Consider the following 14,175-nt stretch of genomic DNA (forward strand, 5'->3'; position numbering starts at 1 on the left):
GCGTACATTTAAGTTGCGTGCCACACTATGCACCCCTTAGGATTGAGGTTTGCTTCCCTAACCCATGCCTTGAAGATAAATAGCGGTTTTTTTGGCGTGATGCATATTTTGGCGTCATTGGTTTAGGAATGCAGATTTCCGCCTAAATTACGAGAACCCTAGGGGTATTAACTTTGGCTGCTGCGAAAAACGCTAGTTCAATCAAGTCCGCAAAAAACTCTCGCCAAGCAATGCGTCCGACATTTGCAAAGCACCCAGACCCGATCGAGATACCAGATCTACTCTCCCTTCAGACGGAGAGCTTTGATCAGTTGGTCGGCAACCCTGCATGGCGTGACATCGCTGGCAAGGATGCAAGGACCGGTCTAGACGAGGTCTTTGAAGAAATCAGCCCAATTGAGGACAGCTCAAACGCTGCTCAAGATGCGAAAATGGGGCTCTCCTTCTCAGAGCCAATCCTGTTTGATCCGACCTACACTCCTGATCAGTGCAAGGAAAAGGGAAAGAGCTACACAAAGCCGCTTTATATCAAGGCCGAGTTCACCAACTACTTGACCGGTGAAATCAAGAGCCAGACCGTGTTCATGGGTGACTTCCCAGTTATGACCGGCAAGGGCACGTTCATTATTAACGGAACCGAGCGAGTTGTTGTTTCTCAGCTAGTCCGTTCCCCAGGTGTTTACTTCTCGGTGTCGACCAACACCACTGGAAACCTTGACGTTCGCAACAACAAGGCCCAGATCATCCCAAGCCGTGGTTCTTACCTGGAGTTTTTGACCGAGTGGGTCAAGGACGAGCGTAAGCCGGCCGCTAGGTTCGGTAAGCCGATCTTGCAGGTGCAGGTTGACCGCAAGACCAAGGTTTCGGCAACAATCTTCTTGAAGGCTCTTGGTTTTTCCAAGGAAGAAATTCGCGCTGAGTTCTCAGACATCAAGGCTGCAGCACTTGCAAGCCCGCTGGGTATTAGCTACGACGATGACATCATCGAGCGCACCCTTGAATATGACGAGTCAAAGGTTTTCCCAAACGGAATCCTTACAAAGGAAGACGCACTTCGCGAGGTTTACCGCAAGGTACGCGGCGAAGCTGCCGGTGCTGAAGTTGCCGAGGCTTGGTTGCGTTCAACCTACTTCGAGGGCAAGCGTTACAACTTGGCTCGCGTGGGTCGCCACAAGCTAAACCGCAAACTGAACATCAACCAGGCTGCAGACACCACAACTTTGACCAACGAGGACATCGTTGCAACATTGAAGTACCTGTTGCTGTTCGATTTGACCTTGGCCAATAACGTTTCTTCAAACACTCAGCGTGCTGAGTTCAATGTGAAGATGGCTGGCAAGAAGGTCAACCTAGTTGTTAGCTCGGATGACATCGACGATTTCTCGAACCGTCGTATTCGTTCGGTTGGTGAGTTGATTCAGAACCAGGTTCGAATCGGCCTAAGCCGCATGGAGCGAGTTGTTCGCGAGCGTATGTCCACGCAGGACATCGAAGCGATCACCCCGCAGACACTTATTAACCTGCGACCAGTTGTTTCGGCAATCAAAGAGTTCTTTGGTGCCAGCCAGCTTTCGCAGTTTATGGACCAGAACAACCCATTGGCCGGTCTTGCTCACAAGCGTCGCTTGTCAGCACTTGGACCGGGAGGTATCGCTCGTGAGCGTGCCCAAATGGAGGTTCGTGACGTTCACCCTTCTCACTACGGACGTATGTGTCCTGTTGAGACTCCGGAAGGCCCGAACATTGGTCTTATCGGTTCACTAACCGCTTTTAGCAAGATCAACGCTTTTGGCTTCATTGAAACTCCCTACCGTTTGGTGAAGGACAACAAGGTCGGCAAGAAGGTCGATTACCTTGACGCCTCTGCCGAAGAGGGCAAGGTTATCGCCGGAGCTGATACTCCTTTGAATGCTGATGGCACATTGGTTGGACCACGTGCCTTTGCTCGCTTCCGTGGAGACATGGTTGAGGTTGCAGCCGAGGACGTCGATTACATCGACATTTCCCCTCGACAGCTAGCTTCAGTATCAACCTCGTTGATTCCATTCCTTGAGCACGATGACTCGTCACGTGCGTTGATGGGTGCGAACATGCAACGTCAGGCTGTTCCTCTTCTAGAGGCAGAAAGCCCATTTGTTGGAACCGGTATGGAGCGCCTAGCGGCGATTGACTCCGGTGCTGTTCTGATCAATGAGCTGGCCGGTGTCGTAGAAGAAATCGATGCTGACCAGATAGTCGTTATGAACGACGATGGTTCGCGCTCAAACTACACACTTCGCAAGTTTGACCGCTCGAACCAGGGCACCGCAATCAACCAGAAGGCGATTATCCAAATCGGCCAGCGGGTTGAAAAGGGCGATGTTCTGGCTGACGGTCCATCCACCGAGAATGGTGAGCTAGCGCTTGGAAAGAACCTGCTCGTGGCATTCATGCCGTGGGAAGGTTACAACTTTGAGGACGCCATCATCCTGAGCCAGGAGCTAGTCAAGAACGACACTCTTTCCTCAATCCACATCGAAGAGTACGAAGTTGATGCCAGAGACACCAAGCTTGGTGCTGAAGAGATCACTTCTGACCTTCCAAACATCTCGGTTGAAGCACTTGCTCAGCTAGATGAGAGTGGAATTATCCGCATCGGAGCCGAAGTTCGCCCGGGAGACATCCTGGTTGGAAAGGTCACGCCTAAGGGTGAGACTGAGCTTTCAGCTGAGGAGCGACTATTGCGTGCGATATTCAACGAGAAATCTCGTGAAGTTCGCGACACCTCTTTGAAGGTGCCACACGGTGAGCAGGGAACCATCATTGGCGTCAAGGTATTTGACGCTGAAGAGGGCGACGAGCTTGGTGCCGGCGTGAACAAGCGCGTAGTTGTTTACATCGCCCAGAAGCGAAAGATCACCGAGGGTGACAAGCTTGCTGGCCGCCACGGCAACAAGGGTGTTATCGCCAAAATCTTGCCTGTCGAGGACATGCCGTTCATGGAAGACGGAACTCCGGTTGACATCGTATTGAACCCATTGGGTATTCCTGGTCGAATGAACTTCGGTCAGGTTCTGGAATCACACCTTGGTTGGGTTTGCCGCCAGGGCTGGGATGTTTCCGGAGTTGCTAAGTGGGCAGATGAGATGTCTAAGGACCTCTTCAAGTCCCCAGCTGGAACTAAGGTAGCGACCCCGGTATTCGACGGTGCAACCAAGAACCAGGTTGCCGGTCTTCTGGATCACACCTTGCCAAACCGTGACGGCAACCGCCTAATCGATGGCAGTGGTAAAGCCAACCTCTTCGATGGTCGCTCCGGCGAGCCATACCCAATGCCAATTGCTGTTGGCGTGAAGTACATGTTGAAGCTGCACCACTTGGTTGATGACAAGATTCACGCTCGTTCCACCGGTCCTTACTCCATGATTACTCAGCAACCACTTGGTGGTAAGGCTCAGTTCGGTGGACAGCGATTTGGTGAGATGGAAGTTTGGGCACTGCAGGCTTATGGCGCAGCACACACACTCCAGGAGCTACTGACTATCAAGTCGGACGACATCGCCGGCCGTGTTCGAACCTACGAGGCAATCGTTAAGGGCGAGAACATTCAGGCACCTGGTATTCCGGAATCCTTCCGAGTACTCGCAAAGGAAATGCAGTCACTGGGCCTAAACGTCGAGGTAATCGACAACAAGGGCCAAGTTGTTGTTCTGAAGGACGAGGCGTTTGAAAACGACCGCGCCGCTGAGGAACTGGGCATCAACCTGAGCCGCAACGAGCAGTTGTCATCTGACTCCGACTTCAACACCTACCAGTAATTCCGAATCTCGAATTTTCAGAAGGAAATAAACATATGTCTGTGAAAGTAGAAAACTTCAGTGCTCTTCGGGTAGGTCTTGCCACCTCGGAGGAAATCCGCTCTTGGTCATCAGGTGAAGTCAAGAAGCCTGAGACCATCAACTACCGAACCCTAAAGCCGGAAAAAGACGGCCTCTTCTGCGAGAAAATCTTTGGTCCAACCAAGGACTGGGAGTGCTCTTGCGGTAAGTACAAGCGAGTTCGCTTCAAGGGAATTGTCTGTGAGCGTTGTGGCGTAGAGGTAACAAAGTCCTCGGTTCGTCGTGAGCGCATGGGTCACATCGAGCTAGCCGCTCCTGTAACTCACATCTGGTACTTCAAGGGTGTTCCATCGCGCTTGGGTTACCTATTGAACATGGCACCAAAAGACCTAGAGAAGATCATTTACTTTGCCGCTTACCGTGTCATGGATATTGACCACGAGATGCGAACCGCAGAGTATGACCTAGTCCGTGACGAGTACGTAACTCGTATTCGCGCTCTAATTGATGCTCGTGACGAAGAGTTTGAGGCTGCAGCTGGCGAAGAAATCGCAGCAATGCGCGAACTTGGCTTGGTAATGCAGATTTCCAACAAGTTCTGGGAGGCACCTCGTTGGATCGAGAAGCAGTTCTCCAAGAGCCTTGAGCAGCTAATTGACGCAGAGGAAAAGGATGCAGATGCATTCTGGTCCGCCCGTGCTTTAGCGCAGGACACTGATGAAGAGCAGGACGACACTGTTGTTCGCACCACCGATGAGGCCAAGAAGATCAAGAAATTGATTGCCGACATCAAAAAGAAGGTGGACAAGATTGTCCGCGAGTACGCACGTCTAGAGCGTCCAGCAAACCTCCACAAGGAGCAGTTGGCATGGCGTATGTTCCTGACGGCTGAAGTAGGCCAGCTAATGCCAAACGACGTGGTCTTTGACTACTTCGATTACTACTTCTCCGACTACGTAATAACTTCAATCGGTGCCGAGGCAGTATTGCAGGTATTGGCTGCATTCGATCTCGAGGGCGCAGCTGCAGAATTGCGTGCTGAGATTGCAACCACCAAGGGCTCAAAGCAGACCCAGGCCATCAAGCGCCTGAAGGTTGTAAACAGCTTTGCTCAGTCCGGTACTCCTCCAACTTCCATGGTGCTATCGGTTCTTCCGGTACTACCTCCGGAGATTCGCCCAATGGTTCAGCTAGACGGTGGCCGCTTCGCGACCAGCGATCTAAACGACCTTTACCGCAGGGTGATCAACCGTAACAACCGTCTAAAGCGATTCGTTGATCTAGGTGCGGTTCCAAAGACCATCTTGAACAATGAGAAGCGCATGCTTCAGGAAGCCGTTGACGCGCTGTTTGACAACGGTCGCCGTGGTCGAGCTGTTACCGGAACCGGTAACCGTGCACTGAAGTCACTGTCTGATCTTCTTAAGGGTAAGCAGGGTCGTTTCCGCCAGAACCTTCTGGGTAAGCGAGTTGACTACTCCGGTCGTTCCGTAATTGTGGTTGGACCGCAGTTGAAGCTTCACCAGTGTGGACTTCCAAAGCTGATGGCCCTTGAGCTATTCAAGCCATATGTAATGAAGCGTCTTGTTGACATGGGCCTCGCCCAGAACATCAAGAGCGCTAAGCGCATGGTTGAGAGAAGCCGCCCACAGGTTTGGGGAGTTCTCGAGGAAGTAATTCGCGAGCGTCCAGTGCTACTCAACCGTGCGCCTACCTTGCACCGTTTGGGAATCCAGGCATTCGAGCCACAACTAGTTGAGGGTAAGGCTATTCAGCTTCACCCGCTTGTTTGTGCTGCTTTCAACGCCGACTTCGACGGTGACCAGATGGCTGTTCACCTTCCTTTGTCAGTTGAGGCTCAGGCCGAGGCTCGCATCTTGATGCTTGCTTCGAACAACATTTTGAAGCCATCGGACGGACGTCCGGTTGCTACTCCTACCCAGGACATGATCATTGGGCTCTTCCACCTAACCGCTGAAGTTCCTGGCGGTACAGGTGAGGGGCTAGCTTTCACCTCAATGGGAGAGGCCCAGATGGCCTTTGACATTGGTGGACTTGATCTAGGTGCCAAGGTTCGTATTCGTATCGAGGGTGAATTGCGAGAGACCACATTCGGTCGTGCGCTGTTCAACGAGACGCTTCCTCTTTCATACCCATTCGTGGAGATGCAGGTCGGCAAGAAGGAACTGGGCCAGATCGTATCTGACTTGGTTGAGCTGTTCAGCCGCACCGAAGTTGCGCTTTCTCTTGACGCATTGAAGGATGCTGGATTCCACTGGGCAACCCGTGCCGGTGTCTCGATGGCTATCTCCGATGCCAACTTTGATCCGAAGGGCACCTTCGATAAGGAGCGCGCTTCCAGGATTCTGAAGGCCGAGAAGGCTCACACCAAGATTCAGGAAGCGTTCGACAACGGTCTGAAGTCTGACCTTGAGCGCCGTGACGAGCTTGGAGCACTTTGGTTCAAGGAGACCGGCGAAATCGAGCAGCTACTGCGCGAATCTATCCCGACTGACAACGCGATCTACAAGATGGTGACATCTGGTGCCAGGGGTAACTGGCTGCAGATTCGTTCCATCATGGGTATGCGTGGACCGGTTGCAACTTCATCAGGTGACTTTGCTCCGATGCCAGTGAAGGGTAACTACCTCTTGGGTCTAACCCCTCACGAGTACTTCATTAACGCAACTGGTGCTCGTAAGGGTAACGCTGACACCGCCATGAAGACTGCTGCCGCGGGTTACCTAACCCGTCGTTTGGTCGACGTTGCACAGGATGTCATCATTCAGATTGAGGACTGTGGAACCACCAAGGGTCTGGACAAGGATCTTCTAGATCAAGAGCAGGTTGAGCTTTCGATCGTTGGTCGTACGAATCTTGTTGACATCAAGCAGGGAAAGACTGTTCTTCTTCCTGCCGGTGTAAACATTGACCACTCTGCGGCAAGACGAATCAAGGAAGCCGGAGTCGAGACAATAACTGTTCGCTCCGTTCTAACCTGTGAGGCTGAAAGCGGTATATGCGCGGCTTGCTACGGTGTTTCATTGGCCACAAACCAAAAGGTAACTATTGGTGAGGCAATTGGAATCATCGCTGCTCAGTCAATCGGTGAGCCTGGTACTCAGCTAACAATGCGTACCTTCCACACCGGTGGAGCTGCATCGAGCGCCAAGAAGCAGACCATTCTGAAGTCGATTGGTGGCCAGAAGGTTCGTGTTGAGCGTCTGATTTCCTATGACATCACACAGGGCCTAAACGGTGTTACTGACCTTCTAGAAGCTCGAGTTGGTTGGCGTCAAGCCGGCAAGGTTGCTGTTATGGCATTCTGGGCCGGTCAGGTGGACATCGTCGAGAAGGTTTCCCTAACCGGAACCAAGAGCTTCGAGGTATACGTTCGCCCACAGGGTGAAAAGGCCGAGAAGGAAGCCGAGGCGCTTGCGACTCAGTACAGCTTCAGCCGTACTGCATCCAAAACCTTCAAGAAGCTAAGTCCTTACCTTCCAATCACTGTAGTTGCCTCAGTTGGCGACCTAGTGGTTCAAAAGGGTGACATGGTTGACGCCGGAGACTACCTGGTTGATGGAACTCCAATTCCACACGAGGTTTTGATGATTCGTGGTTCGCGTGAAGCGGCTGCGGAAATCATTCGCGGTGTTCAGGCCATCTATGGTTCACAGGGTGTTCCTTTGCACGACAAGCACCTCGAGGTAATTGTTCGTCAGATGTTGAACAAGGTGACCGTAATCGATTCTGGAGACACCAACATGCTTCCGGGTGAGATTATTGATCGCCAGAGCTTTGCAGGCAAGAACCGCGAAGCAGTTGCGCAGGGCAATCGTCCAGCCAGTGCTCGTCAAGAGGTAATGGGTATGACCCGTGCTTCACTTGCTGCTCAGTCTTGGCTATCGGCCGCATCCTTCCAGGAAACCACTCGAGTCCTAACCCAAGCGGCGCTAGATCGCCGTGAGGACAGGCTTGTTGGCCTCAAGGAAAACGTGATCATCGGAAAGCTAATTCCAGCCGGAACTGGACTATTGACTTACCGCAACTTCGAAGTAGATGGAACAGAAGAGGCGAAAGCCGAGCGCTATCCAAACCGAATCTGGTCGGACCAGGGTTACGACCCAACCGATCTGGACTCGCAGGAGCTCAGCCTGAGTGTTTCTGATCCATTTGCAATCGATGAGAAGTAACCAAGACAACTAAAAAACCATTTGACCGTTCTCACGGGCTACGGGTATGCTTAGGGCTGGTCATGCAACTGCATGTATCAGGCCAGCTCTCGTGAATGTTCGAGATCACGGCCAAAACCTTTGGTTATAAAGCGCCGTTCTGGCGCGCCAAAGATTAATGAACGAGGAGAACAAGTGCCAACAATTCAGCAGTTGGTTCGCAAGGGACGCAGCCCAAAGGTCACCAAGACCAAGGCTCCAGCCCTAAAGGCTAACCCGCAGCAGCGCGGTGTATGCACCCGTGTGTACACCACCACCCCAAAGAAGCCGAACTCTGCGCTTCGTAAGGTGGCACGTGTCAAGCTGTCAAACGGTACCGAGGTAACCGCGTACATTCCGGGCGAAGGTCACAACCTTCAGGAGCACTCGATGGTGCTTATCCGTGGTGGTCGTGTTAAGGACCTTCCAGGTGTTCGTTACAAGATCATTCGTGGTGCTCTGGATACTCAGGCAGTAAAAGACCGTAAGCAGGCTCGTAGCCTCTACGGCGCAAAGAAGGGTAAGTAATGCCTCGTAAAGGCCCAGTAGCTAAGCGCCCAGTCGCTATGGATCCGGTTTACGGTTCTCCAGTTGTTTCGCAACTAGTCAACAAAATTCTGCTTGACGGCAAGAAGTCAATCGCAGAGAAAATCGTTTACGGTGCTCTAGAGGGCACCAACGTCAAGACCGGCGACGACCCAGTTGTTCTTCTAAAGAAGGCTTTGGATAACGTTCGCCCAACAGTCGAGGTTCGTTCTCGCCGTGTTGGTGGCTCGACTTACCAGGTGCCAATCGAGGTTAAGAGCCACCGTGCTAACACCTTGGCTATGCGTTGGTTGGTTCAGTTCGCTAAGCAGCGTCGTGAAAAGACCATGACCGAGCGCTTGATGAATGAAATTCTTGATGCTTCTAACGGCCTTGGTGCTGCTGTGAAGCGTCGCGAAGACACTCACAAGATGGCTGAGGCCAACAAGGCCTTCGCTCACTACCGCTGGTAAACACCAAAAACTGGCATTGAGGATCTTGATCCTCGGTGGCACAAGCACCAAACCCCTAGTCAATAAATTTCTTCGGAGGCAACCGTGGCACAAGACGTGCTCACTGACCTGAACAAGGTTCGTAACATCGGCATCATGGCGCACATTGACGCCGGTAAGACAACCGCGACTGAGCGAATCCTGTTCTACACAGGCATCACTCACAAGATCGGTGAAACTCACGACGGTGCATCGCAGATGGACTGGATGGAGCAAGAGCAAGAGCGTGGAATCACCATCACCTCTGCCGCGACAACCTGTTTCTGGAAAGACAACCAGATCAACATCATCGACACCCCGGGTCACGTTGACTTCACAGTTGAGGTCGAGCGTTCATTGCGCGTCCTAGACGGTGCCGTTGCTGTGTTCGATGGTAAAGAGGGTGTTGAGCCTCAGTCCGAGACCGTTTGGCGTCAGGCTGACAAGTACAGCGTTCCTCGCATTTGTTTTGTAAACAAGATGGACAAGCTGGGTGCTGATTTTTACTACACCGTGAAGACCATTATTGATCGATTAGGTGCTAAGCCGTTGGTTATCCAGCTTCCAATCGGAGCAGAGAATGACTTCGAAGGTGTAATCGACCTTGTTGAAATGCGCGCTCTAACCTGGCGCGGAGATGTCGAGATGGGCGCGAAGTACGAAATCGAGCCGATCCCAGCTGACATGCAGGCCAAGGCCGACGAGTACCGCGCTCAGCTAATTGAGGCTGTTGCCGATACTTCTGACGAACTAATGGAGAAGTACTTCAACGGCACAGAGATGACTGTTGCCGAAATCAAAGAGGCAATTCGTAAGCTGACCGTTACAAGCGCTGCTTACCCGATTCTCTGCGGTTCTGCTTTCAAGAACAAGGGTGTTCAGCCGATGCTGGATGCTGTCTTGGACTATCTTCCATCCCCACTTGACGTTGCAAGCGTTGAGGGTGGAGATCCTCGCGACGAGGAGAAGCGAATAACTCGCAAGCCTGACGTCAATGAGCCTTTTGCGGCTCTTGCGTTCAAGGTTGTTACTCACCCATTCTTTGGTCGCTTGACCTACATCCGGGTTTACTCCGGAAAGGCTAACGCCGGCGACGCTGTTGCGAACTCGACAAAGGGACGCAAGGAGCGCATCGGAAAAGTTTTCCAGATGCACGCCAACAAGGAAATTCCTATCAGCGGTGTTACCGCTGGTCACATCTACGCAGCCATTGGCCTGAAGGACACCACTACCGGTGATACTTTGTGTGATACGGACAACCAGATTGTGCTTGAGTCGATGACTTTCCCGGAGCCAGTTATCTCCGTGGCCATCGAGCCAAAGACAAAGTCTGACCAGGAAAAGCTTGGAATTGCTATTCAGAAGCTTGCCGAAGAAGACCCAACATTCCGTGTTGTGAACGACATCGACACTGGCCAGACGATTATTTCTGGAATGGGCGAGCTGCACTTGGATATCTTGGTTGACCGCATGCGTCGTGAGTTCGGTGTTGAGGCCAACGTGGGTAAGCCACAGGTTGCTTACCGCGAGACAATCCGTCGTGTCGTTCTAAAGCATGACTACACCCACAAGAAGCAGACCGGTGGTTCTGGTCAGTTTGCCAAGGTGCAAATCAAGCTTGAGCCTCTAGTTGTTGAGGGTGACACGATTTATGAATTCGTAGACGCCGTAACCGGTGGTCGCGTGCCACGCGAGTACATCCCGTCGGTTGACGCCGGCATGAAGGACGCAATGCAGTCCGGTGTACTAGCTGGATACCCCGTCGTTGGAGTAAAGGCCACCTTGCTAGATGGTGCTTACCACGATGTTGACTCGTCAGAAATGGCGTTTAAGCTTGCCGGATCGATGGTCTTTAAAGAGGCTGCTCGATTGGCAGACCCAGTTCTACTCGAGCCGTTGATGGCAGTCGAAGTTCGTACCCCAGAAGAATATATGGGAGACGTAATCGGAGACATAAACTCACGACGCGGGCAGATACAGTCGATGGAAGAGGCTACCGGTGTGAAAGTTATTCGCGCCCTAGTGCCACTTTCGGAGATGTTTGGTTACGTTGGTGACCTCCGTTCGAAGACTTCTGGTCGAGCCGTCTACTCAATGACGTTCGACACTTACGCAGAAGTTCCGAAGGCAGTTGCTGACGAAATCGTACAGAAGGCCAAGGGCGAGTAGTAAAAACTACTTAAACTTGACTAAGATAGAAATTCTGTAAAACCCAATCAGAGTCGGCCCACCGGTCGATGATTTACTACGGATCCATCAGGAGGACCCAAAATGGCTAAGGCGAAATTCGAGCGCACAAAGCCGCACGTCAACATCGGAACCATTGGTCACGTCGACCACGGTAAGACCACTCTGACTGCGGCAATTACTAAAGTTCTACACGACAAGTTCCCTGATCTGAACGACAGCTATGCGTTCGATCAGATTGACAACTCCCCAGAGGAGAAGCAGCGCGGTATTACTATCAACATCTCACACGTTGAGTACCAGACCGATGCGCGTCACTACGCTCACGTAGACGCACCGGGTCACGCTGACTACATCAAGAACATGATTACCGGAGCTGCCCAGATGGACGGCGCAATCTTGGTTGTTGCTGCAACTGATGGACCGATGCCTCAGACCAAGGAGCACGTGCTTCTTGCTCGTCAGGTTGGAGTTCCTTACATCGTTGTCGCACTAAACAAATCCGACATGGTTGACGACTCCGAGATTCTGGAGCTTGTAGAGGTCGAGGTTCGCGAACTTCTTTCCAAGTACGAGTTCCCAGGCGACGACGCACCAGTTGTCCAGGTTTCAGCACTGAAGGCCCTCGAGGGTGACCCAGTTTGGGCCGAGAAGGTTTACGAGCTAATCAAGGCTTGTGACGAGAACATTCCAGAGCCAAAGCGCGACATCGACAAGGCATTCCTAATGCCTGTTGAGGACGTGTTCACTATCACTGGTCGTGGAACCGTTATCACCGGTAAGGTCGAGCGCGGAACTGTCAACGTGAACGACGAAGTCGAAATCGTTGGAATCCGCGACAAGCAGAAGACCACAGTTACCGGAATTGAAATGTTCCGCAAGCTACTTGACTACGCAGAGGCCGGCGAGAACGTTGGACTTCTATTGCGTGGAACCAAGCGCGAGGACGTAGAGCGCGGCCAGGTTGTATGTAAGCCAGGTTCGATCACTCCTCACACCAACTTTGACGCCAACGTCTACATCCTTGCTAAGGATGAGGGTGGCCGTCACAACCCGTTCTACGCGAACTACCGTCCGCAGTTCTACTTCCGTACCACTGACGTAACTGGTGTTATCACCTTGCCAGCTGGTACCGAAATGGTTATGCCTGGCGACACCACCGAGATGGGCGTGGAACTAATCCAGCCAATCGCGATGGAAGAGGGACTACGTTTCGCGATCCGTGAGGGTGGCCGCACAGTAGGTGCCGGTACCGTCACAAAGGTCACCAAGTAGTAATAGAAACCTTTACAAAACCCCTCGGGAAACCGGGGGGTTTTGTGTTTAACGTGATCACAAAGTGCTTAGGCTTAATAGATGCGCATAGAACCTCGCCGAGTGAAGCTCACCACCCGCACGAGTATTGAAATCAGCAGAACCATCCCGCACGCAAGGCTTAAGACCATCGGTGCCTGGTGTTTTGTAGATCACTTTGGTCCTACCGAGCAAAGTGAACCGATGGTCGTTGCTGCTCACCCGCATTCCGGATTGCAAACAGTAACCTGGCTATTTGAGGGGCGGATTGAGCACCGCGACAGCGTCGGGTCAGTCCAGGTGATCACCCCGGGTCAAGTGAACCTGATGACAGCCGGCAAGGGTATTTCGCATAGCGAGCTATCGATCGAGGGCGCCAAGTGGTTTCACGGTGTTCAGCTCTGGGTTGCTCTTCCGGAGGAATCTTTAGACATAGATCCATTCTTTGAGCACATCGATCAACTGCCCCGTATCTTGATGGAGGGCCTTAGGGCCACGGTATTGGTCGGAGAGTTCATGGGCCGTGCTGCCAATGCGACAACATTCACTCCATTGATGGGCGTCGAGCTAGTGCTTGAGCCCGGCGCACACAAGCTGCCCGTGGGTGTAGCGATGGAGCATGGGTTGATGTTGGTAGCAGGAGATGTGACGGTCGCCGGCCATAGGATGGAGACCTCATCGCTTCACTACTTTGAAGCTGGCAAGGCCGAGCTCGAGGTTACTGTTTCAAAAACTGCGACGATCATGCTTTTGGGTGGAGAGCCGTTCCAAGAGAAAATTCTGATGTGGTGGAACTTTATCGGGCGCACTCACGAGGAAATCGCACTGGCCAGATCGCAGTGGAACAAACGAGAAGCCAGGTTTGGTTCATTTGAGGATCAAATAGGCGGCTGGATACCGGCACCGGATCTGCCAAACATCCACCTGAAACCCAGATAAAGCAGCCAAAAGTCATTTTTACCTCGTTAAACATGCCCGCTGTGGGTTTCGTTGATTCTTTAGGTGATTTAACTTGCACCGACCCCCCGAACTGTGGCAAGATTGACGAGTTCGTGAGTATTTGCGCCTTGTGCGTGAACCACTGCAGGATTTGTGCACAGGTAACTGGGCCTTCCGCAGCTAAGAGCCAACAAAACTTATCTGAGATCTTCTCCTTGATTTTTCGCGAGTTTTATCGCGGGAGTCGAGATTGACTTTCTCGGACAGAGCCCTAGAAATAGGGCGTTGACATAAAAACAGTGCATCAGCATCACGGCAGCAATGAAGTTTGCGTTCTCGCAGATGAATTGGCTGTAAAACTCTGTGACCGATAGGTCACCTAGATACGGAAGGCAGTCATCATGGCGGCTAACAAGATCCGCATTCGACTGAAGTCGTATGACCACGAGGTCATCGACGCGTCGGCGAGCAAAATTGTCGACACAGTCATACGCGCCGGTGCCAAGGTAGTTGGTCCAGTACCACTTCCTACCGAGAAAAACATTGTGACGGTTATCCAATCGCCTCACAAGTACAAGGACAGCCGTGAGCACTTTGAGATGCGTACCCACAAGCGTCTCATCGACATTATCGACCCGACTCCTAAAGCGGTCGATTCGCTGATGCGCCTGGACCTCCCAGCAGATGTCAACATCGAGATCAAGCTCTAAG

General features: G+C 52.3%; 8 protein-coding genes. All 8 read left to right on the plus strand.

Annotated features, from left to right (window positions below; genetic code table 11):
* The first annotated feature begins 173 nt into the window (after positions 1–173).
* The 8 genes from rpoB (at position 174) to rpsJ (ending at position 14,174) form a co-directional block, all read left to right on the plus strand.
* The gene (gene rpoB, locus IMCC13023_RS02145) at positions 174–3,797 is read left to right on the plus strand and encodes a DNA-directed RNA polymerase subunit beta (protein WP_007540755.1); all 3,624 of its coding nucleotides are present in this window, start codon (positions 174–176) and stop codon (positions 3,795–3,797) included.
* A 35-nt stretch (positions 3,798–3,832) separates the two neighbouring features.
* On the plus strand, positions 3,833–8,011 hold the full coding sequence (gene rpoC / locus IMCC13023_RS02150) for a DNA-directed RNA polymerase subunit beta' (protein ID WP_040324823.1): 4,179 nt from the start codon (positions 3,833–3,835) through the stop codon (positions 8,009–8,011).
* A gap of 174 nt (positions 8,012–8,185) precedes the next feature.
* Positions 8,186–8,557 (plus strand): 30S ribosomal protein S12, encoded by a 372-nt coding sequence (rpsL, locus tag IMCC13023_RS02155; protein ID WP_007540759.1) that lies wholly within the window; start codon positions 8,186–8,188, stop codon positions 8,555–8,557.
* The gene (rpsG, locus tag IMCC13023_RS02160; protein ID WP_040324824.1) at positions 8,557–9,027 is read left to right on the plus strand and encodes a 30S ribosomal protein S7; all 471 of its coding nucleotides are present in this window, start codon (positions 8,557–8,559) and stop codon (positions 9,025–9,027) included. The genes rpsL and rpsG overlap by 1 nt, the downstream gene beginning before the upstream one ends.
* 84 nt (positions 9,028–9,111) lie before the next feature.
* Entirely contained in the window at positions 9,112–11,214 is a 2,103-nt protein-coding gene (gene fusA, locus IMCC13023_RS02165; RefSeq protein ID WP_007540763.1) for an elongation factor G, read from the plus strand.
* A gap of 102 nt (positions 11,215–11,316) precedes the next feature.
* A complete protein-coding gene (tuf, locus tag IMCC13023_RS02170) occupies positions 11,317–12,507 on the plus strand; it encodes an elongation factor Tu (protein WP_007540765.1) in 1,191 nt (396 codons plus the stop codon).
* Positions 12,508–12,588: 81 nt separating this feature from the next.
* Positions 12,589–13,464, plus strand: coding sequence for a pirin family protein (locus tag IMCC13023_RS02175; protein WP_050816708.1), 876 nt, complete (start codon positions 12,589–12,591; stop codon positions 13,462–13,464).
* A 401-nt stretch (positions 13,465–13,865) separates the two neighbouring features.
* On the plus strand, positions 13,866–14,174 hold the full coding sequence (gene rpsJ, locus IMCC13023_RS02180; RefSeq protein ID WP_007540769.1) for a 30S ribosomal protein S10: 309 nt from the start codon (positions 13,866–13,868) through the stop codon (positions 14,172–14,174).
* The last annotated feature ends 1 nt before the right edge of the window (position 14,175 follow it).

It is taken from the genome of Candidatus Aquiluna sp. IMCC13023, from assembly GCF_000257665.1.
Lineage (GTDB): Bacteria > Actinomycetota > Actinomycetes > Actinomycetales > Microbacteriaceae > Aquiluna.